Source organism: Flavobacterium sp. UBA7680, assembly GCF_002482975.1.
Taxonomy (GTDB): Bacteria; Bacteroidota; Bacteroidia; order Flavobacteriales; family Flavobacteriaceae; genus Flavobacterium.
The window spans coordinates 288,766-308,052 of the sequence record NZ_DLHA01000050.1; the positions used below are offsets into that span (position 1 = coordinate 288,766).

The following is a 19,287-nucleotide window of genomic DNA, read 5'->3' on the forward strand; positions in this document are numbered from 1 at the left end:
ACGAATATAACAGATATTTTTTTATTCAGTTGATACTTTTTTAACAAAATTACCTTAATTATTAACTTTTTGTTTTTTGGTAATCAAAAGTTTACAAAGAGAGGAGATAAAGTGCTTTAACCGCAAAATGGACAAAGAAAAAACGCAAAGCTTTATTTACAAATTTTGCGAACCTTTGCGTAAACCTTTGTGCCTTTGCGGTTAAACTTAAATTTGCGGGAAAACTTTTTAGGAAAATATTAAAAACAAAAAACCCGAATATTGCTATTCGGGTTTTGGTGGTACCTCCAGGGATCGAACCAGGGACACATGGATTTTCAGTCCATTGCTCTACCATCTGAGCTAAGGTACCGTGTGGTGCTTATTGCGGGTGCAAAGATAGAATCATTTTTCGTTTATCCAAAACATTTTTTTAAAAAAATCAATTCGTATCTTCGCAAGGGTAAAAAAATAAATATGACTTTAGCGGTTGACGTTGGAAACACTCGAATTAAAGCATCTGTCTTTGAGGGAAGTACTGTTCTTGAGAATTTTGTTTTTGAGAAAAATGAACTCGAAAAAAAAATTACAAAAATTTTAGAAAAATTTCAAAACTGCTCTGATTTGGTTGTTGCTTCAGTAGGAAATGTCGAAAAACAGTCTTTTTTAACTTTCGAAAATCAACTCAATATTCATTTTTTTACCCATGAAGATATTTTTCCCTTCACAAATAAATATGCAACGCCAAAAACGTTAGGAATCGACAGAATGATTTTGGCTGCCGGAGCGACTTTACAATTTCCGAAACAAAATAGATTAGTAATTGATGCCGGAACTTGCATAACCTACGATTTTATCGACGAAAATGATAATTATCTGGGCGGCGCGATTTCTCCGGGACTTCGTTTACGTTACGAATCTTTGCATAATTTCACAGCCAGACTGCCTTTGCTGACTTTAGAAGCGCCAGATTCCTATATAGGAAACTCGACTGCACAAGCCATACATTCGGGAGTTGTCAATGGGTTCGTCTATGAGATTGACGGTTTTATCGATGAATATCGGTCGAACTTTTCAAATTTTATAATAATTTTAACGGGAGGTGATGCAGAATTTTTGGCTAAACGATTAAAAAATACCATATTTGCCAATTCAAATTTCCTTCTGGAAAGTTTGAACCAAACATTTCAATATAAAATCGACAATGATTAAAAAAATTATAATAAGCGCTTGTCTGCTTATCTCGTTCGTTTCATTTGCTCAGCAAGGTACTTCGTCGCCATATTCTTTCTACGGAATTGGAGATACAAGATTTAAAGGAACTCTTGAAAACAGAAGCATGGCAGGAGTTGCGGTTGAACAGGATAGTATTCACCTGAATATTGAAAATCCGGCAAGTTATGCCAGTCTGGGTCAAACTACTTTTTCAGTAGGAGGAACTTTTGGAACTAATACTATCAAAAGCAGCACAGAATCTTCAAAAGCACAAAGATCAACTTTCGATTATTTGGCATTAGGAATTCCTATGGGGAAATTTGGAGCTGGTTTCGGTTTGATTCCATTATCATCAGTTGGTTATAAAATTACAGATTTTAACACCGGTGCAAATGAAGTTAGCAGCCAGCTTGAAGGAAAAGGTGGTGTTAACAGAGTATTCTTTGGTTTAGGATATAAAATTACACCAAAGTGGAATATTGGAGCAGATTTGCAATACAACTTCGGTAAGATCACAACGACGACAATTGAGGCTGTGACTGATGTACAAAATGCAACCAGAGAAACGAATACATCTGAATTATCGGGTGTGAATTTTAATATTGGTACAATGTATCAAACTAAAATTACAAAAAAGTTAAATGTTTACACTAGTTTAAACTATACTTTTGGAAGTACATTAAATTCAGTTAGTACAAGATTAATTGAGGTTGATGGAGATCCGGATGCAGTAACTGCAGATCCGGTAGACACCAAATTAAAACTTCCAAATAAATTAACTTTCGGGGCAGGTATCGGAGAGGCAAGAAAATGGTTAGTAGGAACTACACTTGCTTTTCAGGGAACAGGACAGCTTGCCAATTATTACAACACAAGCCCAAATGTTAGATATGAAAAGTATACCAAATATGCAGTAGGAGGTTACTATATTCCAAACTACAGTTCATTTGCTAGTTACTTTAGCAGAATTACTTATAGAGCAGGTTTGAAATATGAAAAATTGGGTTTAGTAGTGAACAACGAATCAATTAACGATGTTGGAATGTCATTAGGGGCAGGATTCCCAATAACAGGAACTTTTTCAAATGTAAACTTCGGAATCGAATTTGGAAAAAGAGGAACAACTTCTGCAGGATTAGTTCAGGAAAATTATATGAACTTCAGCGTAGGCTTCTCGTTTAACGACAGATGGTTTGTGAAGAGTAAATTTAATTAAGCCTAAACTTACATGGTTTTTTAACCTCGTCACAATTTATTACATTTGGCAGATGAATTTACCAAAGAGATATATTATAAACGTTGTCACAGTTTTTGCTGTGACACTGTTTTTTGGATGCGAAAGTAATTTTAAAGACGTCCAGAAAATTAACTTCTCAGAGTTCGTTCCAGGAAGTGATGCTGATACCGTAAATATTAAATATACAGATTCAGGAAGAATAACAGGCGTTTTGATAAGTCCAAAAATGCTGGATTATTCTAATCTTGACTTTCCTTTTACCGAATTTCCTAAAGGACTCGATGTTACTTTATACGATAAAAAACAAAAGCGTACTTTTATACGATCAAATTATGCCGTTTCATACAAAACGACCGGTATAATTGATTTGCAGGGAAAAGTTAAAATTACATCAGAAGAAGGTCAGGTTCTGGAAACGGAACAATTGTATTTTGACCAGAAAAATGAGTGGTTTTATACCGAAAGAAAATTTAAGCTTACAGATGCAAAAGGAGTTTCTTACGGACAAGGAATTGATTTTAGCAAAGATTTTAAAGTGATCAATTCACAGCGAATAAGCGGTGAAATTGAATCAAATGATGATAAATTATAAATTATGGGTTACTTAAAATATACACAATACGTTTACATAGCATTTGCAGTTTTCTTTATTTACGATGGTGTAACAAAGCTGAACGAAGGAAATGTAAATTATCCGTTAAGCTTTCTAATTGCCGGAATGGCGATTTTTATGTTTTTCTTTAGAAGAAGGTTTACCAAGAGATTTGACGATCGTAATAAAAAACAGTAAGCATGGAGATTAGTATTATAATATTATGTTTAATACTATCAGCTTTTTTTTCAGGAATGGAAATAGCTTTTATTTCCTCAAACAAAATTTATCTTGAAATTGAAAAAAAACAAGATAATTTTCTATCTCAAATTTTAACCAAACTTACTCAAAATCCTTCAAAATTTATTGCTTCAATGCTTATTGGGAACAATGTAGCACTTGTAGTTTATGGATTTTATATGGGAGATGTTGTGCTTCATTGGATAATTGGTCTAGGATTCCAATTCTCTTATTTAACAACAATCCTGGTCCAGACTTTAATTTCAACTTTTATAGTTTTAATCACAGCTGAATTTTTTCCTAAGGTATTTTTTCAAATTTATGCCAATTCATTAATTAAGTTTTTTGCAGTTCCGGCCTATCTTTTCTACCGACTCTTTTATTATATCTCAACCTTTTTTATCTGGATTTCAGATTTTGTTTTGAAGAAATTTTTCAAGACAGAAGGCGATCAGGTGCAGCTGTATTTCAGTAAAATTGAGCTTGGTAATTATATTACAGAACAAATGAATTCTGTTGAAGATGATGACGAAGTCGATTCAGAAATACAGATTTTTCAGAACGCGTTAGAATTTTCCGGAGTAAAGGCGCGCGATATTATGACTCCGCGTACGGAAATTGTTTCGATAGATTTATTTGAAACCGTTTCAGATCTAAAAGAACTTTTTATTGAAACAGGATATTCTAAGATCGTTGTAAGTCAAAATTCTCTCGATGATATTGTTGGATATGTGCATTCATTTGATTTGTTTAAAAAGCCAAAAACTATAAAATCGGTTTTAATGACCGTTGAATTTGTACCGCAAACCATTTTAATTAAAGATGCTTTAGATCTTTTAATTAAAAAGCGAAAAAATGTTGCTGTAGTTTTAGATGAATACGGAGGAACTTCGGGAATTATAACCATAGAAGATATAGTCGAAGAGCTTTTTGGAGAAATCGAAGACGAACACGATTTAGACGAAGAATTGATTGAACAGGAATTAGGAGAGGGTAAGTATTTGTTTTCGACACGATTAGATGTAGAGTATTTAAACGAAACCTATAAATTGATGATTCCTGAGGAAGATTCTTACGGAACATTAGGAGGATTTATTGTAAATTCGACCAAAGAAATTCCGCAAAAGGGCGAAAAGATTGTTATTGACAGGTATCATTTCGTGATAGAACAGGCGTCAAACAACAAAATTGAATTGGTCAGATTGACAATAAAAGAGTGAATTTTTAAAGAATTAAAAAAAATTGTGTAAAATAAAACGCTAGTTGTATTGTTATTAACTAGATAATTGTATTTTCGCAAACTGAATATAAAATTAACGATAATTAAAATGGCAGTTTTAGCAAAAATTAGACAGCGTTCAGCTCTATTGATAGGTGTTATTGCACTTGCATTATTTGCATTTATAATACAAGATTTATTTACTAGAGGAACATTTGGTCAAAGTTCAAAAGATGTAGGAAGCATCGATGGAAAAGATATTTCATTTGAAGACTTTAGAGTTAAAGTTAGTGATATTGAAAAAAGTGGTCAAGGAATTACTTCCACTGAAGCTGCAAACAGAGTTTGGGATCGAGAAGTTTCAATCGCGTTATTATCAACTCAGTTTGATAAATTAGGATTGAGAGTTGGTGAAAAACACTTAATTGAAGTTTTAAAAGCAGATCCAAACATTGGAAAAGCTCCTATGTTTTTAAACGCGGCAGGAATGTTTGATGTTACAAAGTTTAAAGACTATATCAAAACAAACCCTGATGCGGCTCAATTTATTACTGCAAAAGAAAAAGATGCTGAATTAAACGCAAAATTTCAAATTTACAATACTTTAATAAAATCTGGACTTTATACAACTGCTAGTGAAGGAAAGCTGAAGTATGAAATGGAAGCTAACAAAGTAAACTTTGCTTACGCCGGAGCTTTATATTCTTCTATTAAAGATAGTGAAGTAAAAATTTCTGATTCAGAAATCGTAGATTATATGAAGAAAAACGAGAAAAAATTCAAAGCAGAAGATACTCGTGAAATTCAATACGTTTTAGTTGAAGACAAGCCTTCAAAAGAAGACGAAGCTGAAATTAAAGCTAAAATTACTGGTCTTTTAAAAGGTAGTACAAAATATAACGAAGTAACAAAACAAACTGATTCTGTACCAGGTTTTAGAAATGCAACAAATATTGCTGAATTCGTAAACGCAAATTCTGACGTTCCTTACGATTCTACATATGTTGCTAAAAATGCTTTACCTGCTGTAGATGCTGATAAATTATTCAGCTTGCCAGCTGGAGCAATTTATGGTCCTTATGTATACGGAAAATATTATGCAATCTCTAAATCTTTAGGATTTAGAGCTGGAGTTAATGCAAAAGCGAGTCAAATCGTAATTGCTTATGAAGGTTCTCAAACTCAAAATCCAAAAGAAAAAAGAACTAAAGAAGAAGCAAAAGCTAAAGCGGAAGAAATTTTAGCTCAGGCTCAATCTAATCCTGATAGTTTCATGATGCTTGCTTTTACAAACTCTGATGATGCATCTGCACAACAAGGAGGTGATGTTGGTTACTTTAGTCAAAATCAATTGCCGCCAGCATTAAAACCATTTAGTGATTTTGTATTCAGTAATGGAATTGGAAAAGTTGGTTTAGTAGAAACTCCACTAGGTTTCCACATTATCAAAATTACTGACAAACAAGACGGAATTCGTTTAGCTACAATCGCTCAAAAAATTGAGCCTTCTGAAGCTACTTCTGATAAAGTATTTACATTAGCTACTAAATTCGAAATGGAAGCTGCAGACAAAGATTTTGCTGCTACTGCTAAAGAATTAGGTTTAAAAGTTGCTGCTCCAATATCTGCAAGAGCTATGGATGAGCAATTTGGACCATTAGGAAACCAAAGAAACATTGTAAGATGGGCATTTGATAAAGAAACTAATACAGGAGATGTAAAACGTTTTGAAATCGCTAACGTTGGGCACGTAATTGCTCAATACAAAAGTGAAAACAAATCAGGTTTAGTTTCTGTCACTATGGCAAGACCTTACGTTGAGCCAATCTTGAAAAACAAGAAAAAAGCTGAAATCTTAAAAGGTAAATTGACAGGATCAACTATCGAAGCTATTGCAAAAAGCGCTGGTGTAGCAGTACAACAAGCGACAAACGTAACTCTTGAAAACCCGGTTTTACCTGGTGGAGTTGGACAAGAGCCAAAAGTAGTAGGAAATGCATTTGCATTAGCTGCAAACAAAATCTCTGCTCCAATTGAAGGAAACACTGGAGTTTATGTAGTGAAAAACATTAGCACAGTAAAAGCTCCTGCAATTGCAAATCATGCTGAATATGTTGCTAAAGTAAAAGCTCAAAGCGCATCAGATGCAAGCAGAATTTTACCAACGTTGAAAAACAATGCTAAAATTGAAGACAACAGATTACAATTCAACTACTAGTTTAGTAAAATAAATTATATAGAAAACCCGAAACGTTCAATTGAATGTTTCGGGTTTTCTTTTTTTAATATTTTCTCATAACTATTTTGTAGTAAATACTTTATGTGTTTTTCTTAACTATATGGGAATAATCGAAATATAACTTAAAAAATTTGTGATATTCAAATTATTACAGTTAATTTGTCGGAATTTTTATTGTAACGAGGTATACTTTATTTGCCAAATTGTAAATAAAAACTGAAATAGAATGATAAACAAATACTTTAAAAATTGGGGCGTTTAATGTTTATGTTTAATCTACTGAGAAGAAAACCTAAAGTTTATTCCAAAATTGAAAATCATATTTTTGGAATAATTACGGAACTTCTAAAAGTGAGCAGTACCGACATCAATGTTGATGAATTAGGAGGCAAGTATTATTTGAGCAATGAAGAACAGCATTTTAAAGTTACTATATTAAGTAACGACTATGTGATCAGGCTTACTAATACTCGCGATTCTGTGGCTGAAAAGTACGATAAACTTTTTGTTGAAGATGTTTTAAAAGCTGTAAAAGAAGAAAAACATCGCAGAATGGAATTGGTTTATGATTCTATTACGAATAGTATAGAAAAAATGGCCGAACGTCTGCACAACACACTTATCGAATCGAACGAACAGGAAAACGAAAAAGTGCGGCGTCTGGAAGCAGAACACGTTAGTGATCAGAAAGTAAATTTTTAATTTACTTCTTTGATCAAACCATTACTCTTGTAAAATCATTTCGTCATACGTTAGTATTGTGTCATAACCTTTTGATGCAAAATATTCTCTTGGATTTTCTTTAGAAATCACCATTACAAAATCGCCGCCCCAAGCACCAAGACTCTTAACGGTACCATTAAAATCAGGAAAAGCGATTTCTTTGATCGTTTTTATTTCCATGATATTACTTAAATGGATCTCATGTTTTTCGACTGCATGTGCAAATTCCTTTAGAGATTTAGCATTTAAAATGGCATGAGTTATTTTATTGTTTTCAATAACACTTTTAGCTAAATTTTGCTGTTTGTGCTTGTTGTAAGCATGTATTGCAGTTTTACTGTTTTGTTTTTTATTAAGATAAACAAAGAAAATATTTGTTGTAAACTCCGGATTAAAAATAACTGGCTCAACAAAATTATTTTCTATTCTATATAAAATAGGAGTGTTGTTTTGTGCACAGGCAATATCGTAACCGCTTCCTCCAAAACTGTTTCTAAGCAGCGTAAAGGCATTAATATTAGTCCACTGGGCAATATTGTTAATTAAAGTAGATGACGTTCCTAGCCCCCAGTTTCTTGGAAAAGTAAGATTCGTTGTTACTTTATATCCTTTTGACTGTTGAATAAATTCTGGATTTAAAACGTAGGCTTCGTGAAGTATATTAATTAAGGTTGTTTTTACAGTTTCAATTTCAGAAACAATATTATTTATGACTTCTTCAAATGAAATAGTAGTTTCAAACCAAAGCTTGTTATCATAGTCGTAACTTTTCCATTCTATTATTTGGTTTTCGCCATCTTCTACAACTAAATTTTGACCAAATTTTGTTGGTAATGCAAAGGCATCTGCGCCATCTAAAACTAAATATTCTCCAGAGATGAATAGTTTTCCGTTACTATAAAAGGTTGTTTTCATACTTCAGTTTTAAAAAAAAATCCAATATTTTAAACTCCAAATTCCAATTATCTTTTGAATTTGTAATTTTACTTAAAGACTATAATTTTTTTGGAATTTTTATTTATTTCTTAAACTTTCAATAAATTCAACTACAGCACTGTGCGAGACTGTGTTTTTCTTAAAATGTACTTTAATTAAATGACGTTCTTCGTCTGTAGCTTCAAATTGATTTATGATATTATTTAGGTGCATTTTCATGTGTCCTTCCTGAATTCCTGTTGTAGTTAAAGAACGCAGTGCAGCAAAGTTTTGTGCTAAACCGGCAACCGCAGTTATTTCCATTAATTCTCTTGCAGAAGGTTTTTCAAGTATTTCTAAACATAATTTTACCAGAGGATGTAATGAAGTTAATCCGCCAACTGTTCCTAAAGCTAGAGGAATTTCAAGCCAGAAAGTAAAAATTCCGTTTTCGATTTTCGCATGAGATAAACTTGCGTATTGTCCGTTTTTTGAAGCATAAGCATGAACTCCGGCTTCTACGGCTCTAAAATCATTTCCTGTTGCTAAAACTACAGCATCAATACCATTCATGATGCCTTTATTGTGGGTTACGGCTCTAAAAGGTTCTACTTCAGCAATTTGAACAGCCTGAACAAAACGTTCTGCAAATTCCTGCGGATTTGTAATATGTTTTTCGGCTAATTCTTCAATTGGGCAGGAAACTTCGGCTCTTACAAGACAATTCGGAACATAATTAGACAAAATACTCATAATTACAGTCAGCGCATCTTCTTCAGAAAATAAATCAGAACTTTGAAATTCTTCTTTTAAAGTCGTTGCAAATTGCTCTAAACACGAATTAATAAAATTCGCACCCATGCTGTCTTTCGTTTCAAAAGTGGCGTGAAGCTGATAGTAATTCTCTAATAAATTTCGTTTATCCTTTAAGAGGATGTCTAAAATTCCGCCGCCGCGTTCCTGCATGTTTTTAGTGATGCTTTGCGTTTCAGAAAAGAATTTAGGTTTTATTTGTTCAAAAAAGGATTGCAGTTTTTCGGCATCACCATTAAAAGTAAAATGAACCTGACCAATTTTTTCAGTATCAATTATCGTGGCTTTAAAACCTCCGCGTGTAGTCCAGAATTTTGCGGCTTTTGATGCTGCGGCAACAACAGAACTTTCTTCGATTGCCATTGGGATTGTTTTATACTTTCCGTTGATTAAAAAATTAGGAGCAACTCCAAGCGGAATATATAAATTGGTGATTGTATTCTCAATAAATTCATCATGTAGCTGTTGGAGCTTTTCATCTGAATTCCAGTAATTTCTTATAATACTCAAGGCTTCATCAGGAGCCGAAAAATATTCGTTGGCAATCCAGTTAATTTTTTCTTTTTTGGATAATTTCGAAAATCCGGCAACAGCGTTGTTCATTCTCAATATATTAAATAATAATGTTGCTGCAAAGATACTATTTTAAGAGTTTTGATTGTAATCTATTTCAAACATGGAAGTACGCAATCGTTATTTTTTTTAACATTTAACACTTAAAATGTGTATTATGTTTATTTTTTTCACTAAAATTGGGCTCTTTTTATATTTAAAATAATTCTAATGAATACAAGTAAAATTACTGTAGTACTTTTATTTATAGTTGCGTCGGTTTTTGGGCAGCAAAAAATAACGGTCGAAAATATTTATGGTGGTGCATTTCGGGCAAAAGGAATGGACGAATTGCAATCTTTAAAGAATACAAATCAATATACGGTTCTAAATGTTGATCAGGCAAGCCGGACAATGCAAATTGATTTATATGATTTTGCAACACTAAAAAAAGTATCGAACCTTATTGATACTAAAAACCACAAAGAACTCTCAGACGGAATTGACAGCTACATCTTCGATGCTTCAGAAAAAAAGATTTTAATTGCTTGTAATTCAAAACAAATCTTTCGTCACTCTTTTACAGCAGATTATTTTTTATACGATATCGCTTCAAAATCTCTAACGAAACTTTTTGATTTTCAAATTCAAGAGCCAACTTTTTCTCCAGATGGAACTAAGATTGCTTATGCTAAAGAAAACAATTTATATGTTTATGATGTAGCTTCAAAAAAATCAACAGCGGTTACTACTGACGGAAAGAAAAACGCAGTCATTAATGGTATTACGGACTGGGTTTATGAAGAAGAATTTGCTTTTGTCCGCGCATTTGACTGGAGTAAAGACAGTAAAAAACTAGCTTACATTCGTTTTGACGAAAGCCAGGTTCCTGAGTTTTCAATGTCAATCTTCAAAAAAGATTTATATCCAACAATCGAAACGTTTAAATATCCTAAAGCCGGAGAAAAAAATTCTGTAGTTTCATTACACATTTATGATGCAGCAGGAAATGCTTCTAAAAAAGTAAATTTAGGAAATTATAATGATTTCTACATTGCAAGAATGCAATGGACAAACGATAATAATACATTGTCTGCACAGGTTTTAAACCGTCACCAGGATAATCTTGATTTATTATTTATTGACGGAACAACAGCTGCGGCAAAAGTAGTTTTGAATGAAAAAGATAAAGCTTACGTAGATGTTACAGATAATTTAACTTTCTTAAAAGATAACAGTTTTATCTGGACAAGTGAAAAAGATGGTTTCAATCATATTTATGTTTATGATAAAACCGGAAAACTTAAAAATCAGGTTACAAAAGGAAACTGGGAAGTGGTATCTTACTACGGTTTCGACGAAAAAACAAAAACTATTTTCTACCAATCTACAGAAAATGGTTCTATCAACAGAGATATTTACAGAATTGGTTTAGACGGAAAAAATAAAACCCGTTTAACTACAAAAGTGGGAACAAGCGCGGCAACTTTCAGCCCGAATTTCCAATATTTTATTACAACATTCTCAAGTAATTTAGTGCCTACAACATATACTTTAAACGAGGCAAAAACAGGAAAAGAAATTCAGGTTATAGAAAACAATCAGGCTCTTGCTGATAAATTAAAAGCATATAACCTTCCTGCAAAAGAATTCTTTGTTTTAAAAACAGCAAAAGGAAACGAATTAAATGCATGGATTTTAAAACCAAAAGATTTTGATCCATCTAAAAAATACCCTGTTTTTATGTACCAATATTCTGGTCCGGGATCACAGCAGGTAAACAACGATTGGAACAACAGCGATGATTACTGGTTTTTATCTCTTACTCAGCAAGGTTACATTGTAGCTTGTGTTGACGGAAGAGGAACTGGTTTTAAAGGTGCTGATTTCAAAAAAGTGACACAAAAAGAATTAGGGAAATACGAAGTTGAAGATCAAATTGATGCAGCAAAAGTAATTGGTGCGTATCCTTATGTTGATGCTTCAAGAATTGGAATTTTCGGATGGAGTTATGGAGGTTTTATGTCTTCTAACTGTATTTTTCAAGGAAATGATGTATTTAAAATGGCAATCGCTGTTGCGCCGGTTACAAACTGGAGATTTTATGACAGTGTTTATACAGAAAGATACATGCAGACGCCTGAGGAAAATGCAAGCGGATACGATCAAAACTCTCCTATAAACCATGTTGATAAATTAAAAGGTAAGTTTTTATTGATTCACGGTTCTGGTGATGACAACGTTCATGTGCAAAACTCAATGCAAATGATGGAAGCATTAATTCAGGCTAATAAGCAATTTGAATCTCAAATATATCCAGATAAAAACCACGGTATTTATGGCGGAAAAACGAGAATTCAGCTTTACAATAAGATGACTAATTTCATCAAAGAAAATTTATAATTTAAAAGATATTAACCTTAAATATAGTGAATAATATGGGAGAAACTCAAGTAAAAACTGCGCATCCAAAAGGACTTTGGGTATTGTTTGGGACGGAGATGTGGGAGAGATTCAATTTTTATGGAATGCGAGCTTTATTAACTTTATTTCTTGTGAATTCATTATTAATGAAGGAAGAAGAAGCGTCTTTAATTTATGGAGGTTTCCTTGGACTTTGTTACTTAACTCCAATGTTAGGAGGTTTTATTGCCGATCGTTTTTTAGGAAACAGAAATTGTATCCTTTTAGGTGGATTATTAATGGCAATTGGTCAAATGTTATTGTTTACCAGTGGTAGTGTTTTTGAGTCTAATCTGGAAATGGCAAAAGCTATTATGTACTGCGGATTAGGTGTAATTGTTTTTGGTAACGGATTCTTCAAACCAAACATTTCTAGTATGGTTGGAAGTTTGTATCCAAAACAAGAAAAAACTAAACTGGATACAGCTTTTACTATTTTCTACATGGGAATTAATATTGGTGCTTTCTTAGGCCAATCTATTTGTCCTTTATTAGGAGACGTAAAAGATGCTGGAGGAATTAGAGATATCCATGCTTTTAGATGGGGATTCATGGCGGCTTCTGGCGCAATGCTTATCGGAACTATTCTTTTCTATTTCCTGAAAAATAAATATGTGGTTTCTCCGGAAGGAAGACCATTAGGAGGTTTGCCTTCTAAAAATGTTGCAGAAGATTTTGAAGAGGGAGAAGCTCAAAAAGCTAATTTTTCTAGTAAAGCCTTGGTTATTGCGGGGCTTGGATTTGTTGCTTTAGGATTCTTTTTTCATTATGTTGTAGGTCAGAATTTAATTTACACCTTGATATATTCGAGCGGTATAGCTTTGGCGGGATTAATTATTTCTGATACTTCTTTAACTAAAATTGAAAGAGACAGAATTATTGTAATTTACATCGTTTCGTTCTTTATTATTTTCTTTTGGGCTGCATTTGAGCAGGCAGGTTCTTCATTAACCTTTATTGCAGATAATCAAACCGACAGACATTTCTTTGGCTACCTAATGCCGCCGTCAATGGTTCAAATTTTTAATGGACTTTTTGTAGTTGTAATGGCAGTTCCTTTTAGTATTCTTTGGGATACTTTAAGAGCAAAAGACAAAGAACCAATTTCACCAGTAAAATTAGCAGCCGGATTAGTAATTATTTCAATTAGTTTCTTCATGATTGCGACTCAGGTTTCATTCATTGGAACTTCAGGATTATTACTTGTAAAATGGTTAATCTTATTATATTTCTTAAATACGTGTGCAGAGTTATGTTTATCTCCAATTGGTTTGTCACTAGTTGGTAAATTATCTCCAAAACGTTTTGCTTCATTATTGTACGGAGTGTTTTTCTTATCAAACGCATCTGGTTATGCATTAGGAGGGACTTTAGGTTCTATCCTTCCTGCAACTGGTGATAAATTTGCAAAAGCAAAAGAATTAGGAATTGATCTTCAAGCTGTCCTTGACAAAAAAATTACACCAACTGCAGAGCAATTAGCTTTATTAGATAAACATCAAATTAGTGATCACAATCCTATTTTCGCAGGATTTGAAATTCACAACCTATATGAGTTCTTTATGGTATTTGTTGTTCTTACGGGTATCGCGGCAATTGTATTATTTGCTTTGACTCCATTGTTGAAAAAAATGATGCACGGAGTAAGATAGTATGGAACATAAAATCACTTTAGAGGAAATTCAAAATTTTAAAGGCAAGTACCCAAAACAATTGTGGTACTTGTTTTTAGTTGAAATGTGGGAACGTTTTTGTTTCTACGGAATGAGAGGAGTTTTAGCTTTTTTTATGGTTGACCAATTAGGTTTACTTGAAGGAAAAGCAAATTTACAATACGGAGCCATTCAGGCTTTTGTCTATGCATTTACTTTTATTGGAGGTATTTTTGCAGATAAAATTTTAGGATTTAAAAAATCACTTCTTTTTGGAGGAATCGTAATGATTTTGGGGAATTTGCTGATTGCAGCTTCTCCGCATGATTTCTTTTATTACGGAATAACACTTTCTATTATCGGGACAGGTTTCTTTAAGCCAAACGTTTCTTCGATGGTTGGTGAGTTGTATCATGAAAATGATGGACGCCGTGATGCAGGTTACGGGTTGTTTTACGCGGGAATTAATATTGGCGGAATGCTTGGTGGTGCAATTCCTATTTACTTAGGAAAGAACTATTCATGGAGCCTTTGTTTTCTTTCTGCGGCAATTGTTATGATTATTGGTGTAATTACTTTTCTTTTAACGAAAAAGCATTTAGCACCAATTGGAAATTCTCCATTAGAAAATCACGCGCCTAAAAAACGTAATTTATACGAAATTGCGGTTTATGTTGGTTCTTTTGTTGTTATTCCATTAGTATATATAATGGTTATCAACTCTGACTTTACAGAGTATTTTATGTACACTATGGGAATAGTTGCATTAGGATATTTTGCATATGAGTTGATAATGTTAAAGGATGGAAAGCAACAGCGAAAACTTTTAGCTGCATTTGTATTTATTTTTGGATATTTTATGTTTATGGCAATCTCTGAGCAATCAGGAGGATCTTTGTCTTTGTTCGCAAAAGATAATTTATCTAACAAGATGTTGTTTTTTCATATTGATCCAAATGTCGTAAATAATAGTATCAACTCATTGTATGTTGTTATTTTTAGTCCATTGCTAGGGTTTTTATGGATGTTTATGGCCAAGCGAAGAATTGAACCAAATACTGTTATTAAGTTTGGTTTGTCATTTGTTTTGCTGGCTGCAGGATTCTTTATTTTTTACTGTGCCAGATTTTTTCTAGCTGCAGACGGATTAAGTTCTCTGGATGTCTTTGCTTTAGGATATCTTGTATATACTCTTGGAGAATTATGTATTGGCCCAATCGGAATGTCGGTAATTACGAAATTATCACCTAAACGATTATTTGGAATGATGATGGGACTATGGTTCCTTTCAAGCGCATTTGGACAATTTGCTGCTGGAAAATTAGGAGCTGAAATGTCTGATGCAAATACAGGAACAACATTAATGTCTAAGCTTATCGCTTATACAGATGGATATTATCAACTTGCATTGTATTCTCTTATTGCGGGTGTTGCATTAATTGTTTTGACTCCGTTAATTAGAAGGTTAATGCAAGAAGTAAAATAAATAGATTTTCCAATTCATTTTTTATTTAAATTTGCAAAAAAATAACATGTTATGAAAAGAATATTACTAATAGCCTTTTTTATAGTTGGAGCATTTGCAACTCAGGCTCAGGAACTAAAATGGTATACTGATGTTAAAGAAGCAATCACAGTAAGTAATAAGGAACAAAAACCGATGTTGTTGTTCTTTACAGGAAGCGACTGGTGCGGATGGTGTATTCGTTTACAAAATGAAGTTTTAAAAACTCCGGAATTTAAAAAATGGGCTGCAGATAATGTTGTTTTAGTAGAATTGGATTATCCAAGAGCTGTACCTCAAACGCCAGAGCTTAAAAATCAAAATAATGAACTACAGCAGGCTTTTGGAATCCAGGGATTTCCAACTGTATTTTTTACAAGCGCACAAACAAAAGATGGAAAAGTTAATTTTACAGGTCTTGGTAGAACAGGATATGTTGCCGGAGGTCCATCGGCTTGGTTAACAGTTGCAGACGGAATTGTTCATCCTAAAAAGTCTTAAAAAGCTTAATTTTTTAAATCAAGATTATATATAAAACTCCTTACAGTAATGTAAGGAGTTTTTTTGTTTAGTAGGAAAAGATTTTCATTTGTTAAGACTGAATTATTATTTCAATATTTATTTATAAAGAAAAAAATATATAATGTAATTTTTGGCTTAATATAATTTGGATAATTAAAATATTATGTTAATTTCGTCATGCTATACTAACCAAAACCAATATCTAATATGACTAAAAAATTACTTATCCTACTGTTTTTTTTAGGTTCATTTTTCATGCACGCACAAACGCTTGCATGGCGAACAAACATGACTGATGCAATTGCAATTAGTAATGAAGAAAGAAAACCCATGTTAATTTTATTCACTGCCTCAGGTGTACCAGAAAATCTTCAGAACGAAGTATTTAAAACCCCAGACTTTGCAGTTTGGTCGCGTGATAATGTGATTCTTGTAAAATTAGATTTATCAGACGCTACAGCTTCAGATGGAGATAAAGAACAAAACATTAAATTAAAAAATGCTTTTGGAGTTGATGATTTACCGCAAGTATGCTACGCAATGGCTTCGATAAGAAAAAACAAAACAACTTTTAGCGCTCTTGGTAAAATTGCATACAAACCGGGAGGTGCAAAAGCATGGATTGCAGAATCAAATAATATTCTGCATCCGAGTGAGTAATAATTTAAATTAAGTTTCTTAGTTTAATTTGTAGAATCCCTTTTCAACATAGTTGAAAAGGGATATTTTTTTAAACAAGTTAAAATGTGAATTGTACATTTAATATTTTAAGACCATAAATTTTTCATTTTTTTCAAATAAAGAATCTTAAATAATTAAATTCATTTTAATGCACTTTTTTTGTAACTATTTGTTTTAATGGAGATTGTTGGCAATAGGTTTTGTGTTAATTTAGTTTTATTAACCAGCCAAAAACCAATAAACTATGACCCGAAAACTACTTATCCTGCTATTTTTTTTAATAACATGTTTTGCTGAATCGCAAAATTTAGAATGGAAAACGAGTGTGGTTGATGCCATTACCTTAAGTAATGAAGAAAGAAAACCACTATTGATTTTTTTTACTGCTGCTAATGCTCCTGAGAATTTACAAAATGAAGTTTTTAAAACTTTAGAATTTGAAAAATGGTCCCGCAGGAACGTTATTTTATTAAAACTCGATTTGTCTGATGCCGCAGTATCGAGTGAAGTCAAAGAGCAGAACATTAAATTAAAAAATGCATTTGGCGTTGCCAATCTTCCGGAGGTTTGTTATACGACCGGTTCAATTAGAAATGGTAAAACTGCTTTTAATTTATTAGGGAGACTTCCTTATAATTCAAATGGAGTAAAAGCTTTTATTTCCGACTCCAATTTGATTTTAAATCCAGAATAAAAAAGATTAGTTTAATCTATAAAATCCCTTTTCGGCAGTAGCATGAAAAGGGATATTTTTTTTCTCACAGCTCAATTTCCACATTTTTTGAATTGCGTAGGCATTTGTTCCGTCCGCAATAATAATTTTAGGATGTAATTCGGTTAAAACTCTTTCAAGATTTATTTTAGGAGATTGGGTCAAAATCACAATATCAGGCTGGTTTTTATTTTCATAAATTCCGGTGCTGTCAATTATGGATATTTTTTTTCCATTAAAAAACAAGACATTCCCGATTCGCTGCGATTTATTTAAAACACTAAAATTGCCCACTAAATAAGAATTGAAAGCATTGTTTTTTGAGCTTTTGTCTCTAGTTGTATCGCTCGTAAAAAGTGTAATATTATTGCCAAATCTTTTTGAGATTAAGGTGTTCTTCTTGACATTATAAACAATTAGCTCTTTTTGATCTGCGGTTTCTTTTTTAGTATAAATGAAAGAAAGCTGTAATAAAATTACTGATACAAACACAAAAGCGAGTTTAGTGTAACTAGGTTTTTTTGAACAGATTATTGCACTAATTATTACGAAGTAAAGCGTAACCAAATAATAAAAATTAAAACTGATATCCTGAATAACAAATGATTCAAATGATGCGACGTAATGAATCATTTGGTTTAAAATGAAAATGCTTTTTTCGAAAATGTAAACCAAAATTTCCGGCGGACTTTTAAAGATTGCAAAAAGCATCACAATTATTCCGGCAATCATGATAAAAGATAAAACGGGAAGAATTATAATATTGGTAACAAAAAACAATCCCGGAAATTGATGAAAATAATAAAGGCATAAAGGTAGAGTACCAATTTGTGCCGAAAATGAAACCGTTAAGGAATCCCAGATATAAATTACGATTTTGTTTTTTGGCGACCAGATTTTCTTTAATATCGGCTGAAGCCAAACTATAAAATACAACGCTAAATAACTTAATTGAAAACCAACATCAAATAAGAAATAAGGCTCAAAAAGTAATATCAATAAAATGGAAACTAATAAAGTATGATAAATATTTCCGCTTCGGCGAAGATGATTTCCAATGGCTACAAAAGAAAACATGACAACCGAACGCAAAACAGATGGAGATAAACCCGATATAACAGCAAAACCTGCCAACGAAATTAAAATAGAAAATAATTTAATGGCTGAACCTTTTCGGGTATTAGGAATTGGCTTTAAAACAAACATGATAAAAAGCATTATAAAGCCAACATGCAGCCCTGAAACCGAAAGAACATGCGTTGCTCCAGAATACTGATAATCCTTTATAATATCAGCTGAAATTTCCTGCTGTTGTCCCAAAATAAGAGCAAGTGCCACATTCATTTCGTCTTTGTTAAAATGAGCACTTTCCAAATTTTTTAGAATAGTAGCGTGCAGTCGGCCGGAGTAATACCAAATATCTTTTTTGATGGTTTGGCTGATTTTGATTTCTGATTTTTTGCAATAAACCTGCGCATAAATCTGTTTGTCAGCTAAATATTTAGCATAGTCAAATTGATTTGGATTTTTACTTGAAGCTGTTTTTTGTAAAGCGGTTTTGACTTTAATTGTATTTCCAATTATTAAGGAATTTTGAGTACTGTCTTTTTGAATATTGACAATAATTTTACCTGAATAAATCTTGTTGTCAATGGCATTTATTAGACCGATGTAGCGATCGTTGTAATCGTTGCTTTTAAGTTTCTCCCGTAATGTAAAAGTTATAAATTGAGGCTTTTCAAAAGCTGTTTGAGAATGCGTATAATTAGATTTATCAAAAGTGTCTGTATGAATAAGCAAAACGTAGATTCCTGTGCAAAACGAAATAAGGGCACTACTGATTCCGAAGAATTGATTTGTCTTTTTGTTTTTCTTCGAAAGGAAAAAACTAATGCAAAATAATGCAGTACAAATTCCAAGAGAAATAAATGAAATTTGAAAGGAAGGCAGACAATAATAAGAAACTAAAATGCCAAAAAGAAAGCTAATTGTAATTTTAGCTAAAGGAAAATCTAATACTTTCATGGCT

General features: G+C 32.6%; 16 protein-coding genes and 1 tRNA gene. 13 read left to right on the forward strand and 4 right to left on the reverse strand.

What is annotated here, in order from left to right; translation table 11 throughout:
* Window positions 1-276: 276 nt before the first annotated feature.
* Window positions 277-352 (reverse strand) — tRNA-Phe (locus B3C18_RS21400).
* 104 nt (window positions 353-456) lie between these two features.
* Between B3C18_RS21400 and B3C18_RS21405 the strand changes: the two genes are divergently transcribed.
* The 7 genes from B3C18_RS21405 (at window position 457) to B3C18_RS21435 (ending at window position 7,423) form a co-directional block, all read left to right on the forward strand.
* A complete protein-coding gene (locus B3C18_RS21405; protein WP_291151564.1) occupies window positions 457-1,191 on the forward strand; it encodes a type III pantothenate kinase in 735 nt (244 codons plus the stop codon).
* Window positions 1,184-2,410 carry a hypothetical protein gene (locus B3C18_RS21410; RefSeq protein WP_291151566.1) on the forward strand — a complete coding sequence of 409 codons (1,227 nt, stop codon included), beginning with the start codon at window positions 1,184-1,186 and terminating at the stop codon, window positions 2,408-2,410. Before B3C18_RS21405 ends, B3C18_RS21410 begins: the two co-directional genes overlap by 8 nt.
* Window positions 2,411-2,462: 52 nt before the next feature.
* Window positions 2,463-3,023: an LPS export ABC transporter periplasmic protein LptC gene (lptC, locus tag B3C18_RS21415; RefSeq protein WP_073483481.1), complete on the forward strand. Its 561-nt coding sequence runs from the start codon at window positions 2,463-2,465 to the stop codon at window positions 3,021-3,023.
* 3 nt (window positions 3,024-3,026) lie between these two features.
* On the forward strand, window positions 3,027-3,221 hold the full coding sequence (locus tag B3C18_RS21420; RefSeq protein WP_291151569.1) for a hypothetical protein: 195 nt from the start codon (window positions 3,027-3,029) through the stop codon (window positions 3,219-3,221).
* Between the two features lie 2 nt (window positions 3,222-3,223).
* Window positions 3,224-4,483 (forward strand): hemolysin family protein, encoded by a 1,260-nt coding sequence (locus tag B3C18_RS21425; protein WP_291151571.1) that lies wholly within the window; start codon window positions 3,224-3,226, stop codon window positions 4,481-4,483.
* Between the two features lie 108 nt (window positions 4,484-4,591).
* Window positions 4,592-6,700 carry a peptidylprolyl isomerase gene (locus tag B3C18_RS21430; RefSeq protein WP_291151574.1) on the forward strand — a complete coding sequence of 703 codons (2,109 nt, stop codon included), beginning with the start codon at window positions 4,592-4,594 and terminating at the stop codon, window positions 6,698-6,700.
* A 288-nt stretch (window positions 6,701-6,988) separates the two neighbouring features.
* Window positions 6,989-7,423, forward strand: a complete 435-nt coding sequence (locus tag B3C18_RS21435) for a hypothetical protein (RefSeq protein ID WP_291151576.1) — start codon at window positions 6,989-6,991, stop codon at window positions 7,421-7,423.
* A 21-nt stretch (window positions 7,424-7,444) separates the two neighbouring features.
* Here the strand turns inward: B3C18_RS21435 and B3C18_RS21440 are convergent, their stop codons facing one another.
* A complete protein-coding gene (locus B3C18_RS21440) occupies window positions 7,445-8,359 on the reverse strand; it encodes a GYDIA family GHMP kinase (protein WP_291151578.1) in 915 nt (304 codons plus the stop codon).
* A 99-nt stretch (window positions 8,360-8,458) separates the two neighbouring features.
* Window positions 8,459-9,775, reverse strand: a complete 1,317-nt coding sequence (locus B3C18_RS21445; protein ID WP_291151580.1) for a hydroxymethylglutaryl-CoA reductase, degradative — start codon at window positions 9,773-9,775, stop codon at window positions 8,459-8,461.
* A 180-nt stretch (window positions 9,776-9,955) separates the two neighbouring features.
* Here B3C18_RS21445 and B3C18_RS21450 point away from each other — a divergent pair, with 180 nt between their 5' ends.
* The 6 genes from B3C18_RS21450 to B3C18_RS21475 all read left to right on the forward strand — a co-directional run bounded on the left by B3C18_RS21450 (window position 9,956) and on the right by B3C18_RS21475 (window position 17,240).
* Window positions 9,956-12,127: a S9 family peptidase gene (locus B3C18_RS21450; RefSeq protein WP_291151582.1), complete on the forward strand. Its 2,172-nt coding sequence runs from the start codon at window positions 9,956-9,958 to the stop codon at window positions 12,125-12,127.
* Window positions 12,128-12,162: 35 nt separating this feature from the next.
* Window positions 12,163-13,839 (forward strand): peptide MFS transporter, encoded by a 1,677-nt coding sequence (locus B3C18_RS21455; protein WP_291151584.1) that lies wholly within the window; start codon window positions 12,163-12,165, stop codon window positions 13,837-13,839.
* 1 nt (window position 13,840) lies between these two features.
* Window positions 13,841-15,325, forward strand: coding sequence for a peptide MFS transporter (locus B3C18_RS21460; RefSeq protein ID WP_291151587.1), 1,485 nt, complete (start codon window positions 13,841-13,843; stop codon window positions 15,323-15,325).
* 51 nt (window positions 15,326-15,376) lie between these two features.
* Window positions 15,377-15,844, forward strand: a complete 468-nt coding sequence (locus B3C18_RS21465) for a thioredoxin family protein (RefSeq protein ID WP_291151589.1) — start codon at window positions 15,377-15,379, stop codon at window positions 15,842-15,844.
* Between the two features lie 228 nt (window positions 15,845-16,072).
* Entirely contained in the window at window positions 16,073-16,525 is a 453-nt protein-coding gene (locus B3C18_RS21470; protein WP_053470015.1) for a hypothetical protein, read from the forward strand.
* 265 nt (window positions 16,526-16,790) lie between these two features.
* On the forward strand, window positions 16,791-17,240 hold the full coding sequence (locus B3C18_RS21475; protein WP_291151591.1) for a thioredoxin family protein: 450 nt from the start codon (window positions 16,791-16,793) through the stop codon (window positions 17,238-17,240).
* A 6-nt stretch (window positions 17,241-17,246) separates the two neighbouring features.
* Here B3C18_RS21475 and B3C18_RS21480 read toward each other — a convergent pair whose 3' ends face one another.
* Window positions 17,247-19,283 (reverse strand): ComEC/Rec2 family competence protein, encoded by a 2,037-nt coding sequence (locus B3C18_RS21480; protein ID WP_291151593.1) that lies wholly within the window; start codon window positions 19,281-19,283, stop codon window positions 17,247-17,249.
* Between the last annotated feature and the right edge of the window lie 4 nt (window positions 19,284-19,287).

What these genes read in the sequence shown, in the direction of transcription:
- B3C18_RS21460 (WP_291151587.1), top strand. Translation starts at nt 13,841, where the DNA reads ATGGAACATAAAATCACTTTAGAGGAAATTCAAAATTTTAAAGGCAAG.
- B3C18_RS21475 (WP_291151591.1), top strand. Translation starts at nt 16,791, where the DNA reads ATGACCCGAAAACTACTTATCCTGCTATTTTTTTTAATAACATGTTTT.
- lptC (WP_073483481.1), top strand. Translation starts at nt 2,463, where the DNA reads ATGAATTTACCAAAGAGATATATTATAAACGTTGTCACAGTTTTTGCT.
- B3C18_RS21440 (WP_291151578.1), bottom strand. Translation starts at nt 8,359, where the DNA reads ATGAAAACAACCTTTTATAGTAACGGAAAACTATTCATCTCTGGAGAA.
- B3C18_RS21455 (WP_291151584.1), top strand. Translation starts at nt 12,163, where the DNA reads ATGGGAGAAACTCAAGTAAAAACTGCGCATCCAAAAGGACTTTGGGTA.
- B3C18_RS21420 (WP_291151569.1), top strand. Translation starts at nt 3,027, where the DNA reads ATGGGTTACTTAAAATATACACAATACGTTTACATAGCATTTGCAGTT.
- B3C18_RS21435 (WP_291151576.1), top strand. Translation starts at nt 6,989, where the DNA reads ATGTTTAATCTACTGAGAAGAAAACCTAAAGTTTATTCCAAAATTGAA.
- B3C18_RS21480 (WP_291151593.1), bottom strand. Translation starts at nt 19,283, where the DNA reads ATGAAAGTATTAGATTTTCCTTTAGCTAAAATTACAATTAGCTTTCTT.
- B3C18_RS21450 (WP_291151582.1), top strand. Translation starts at nt 9,956, where the DNA reads ATGAATACAAGTAAAATTACTGTAGTACTTTTATTTATAGTTGCGTCG.
- B3C18_RS21465 (WP_291151589.1), top strand. Translation starts at nt 15,377, where the DNA reads ATGAAAAGAATATTACTAATAGCCTTTTTTATAGTTGGAGCATTTGCA.
- B3C18_RS21445 (WP_291151580.1), bottom strand. Translation starts at nt 9,775, where the DNA reads ATGAACAACGCTGTTGCCGGATTTTCGAAATTATCCAAAAAAGAAAAA.
- B3C18_RS21470 (WP_053470015.1), top strand. Translation starts at nt 16,073, where the DNA reads ATGACTAAAAAATTACTTATCCTACTGTTTTTTTTAGGTTCATTTTTC.
- B3C18_RS21425 (WP_291151571.1), top strand. Translation starts at nt 3,224, where the DNA reads ATGGAGATTAGTATTATAATATTATGTTTAATACTATCAGCTTTTTTT.
- B3C18_RS21410 (WP_291151566.1), top strand. Translation starts at nt 1,184, where the DNA reads ATGATTAAAAAAATTATAATAAGCGCTTGTCTGCTTATCTCGTTCGTT.
- B3C18_RS21405 (WP_291151564.1), top strand. Translation starts at nt 457, where the DNA reads ATGACTTTAGCGGTTGACGTTGGAAACACTCGAATTAAAGCATCTGTC.
- B3C18_RS21430 (WP_291151574.1), top strand. Translation starts at nt 4,592, where the DNA reads ATGGCAGTTTTAGCAAAAATTAGACAGCGTTCAGCTCTATTGATAGGT.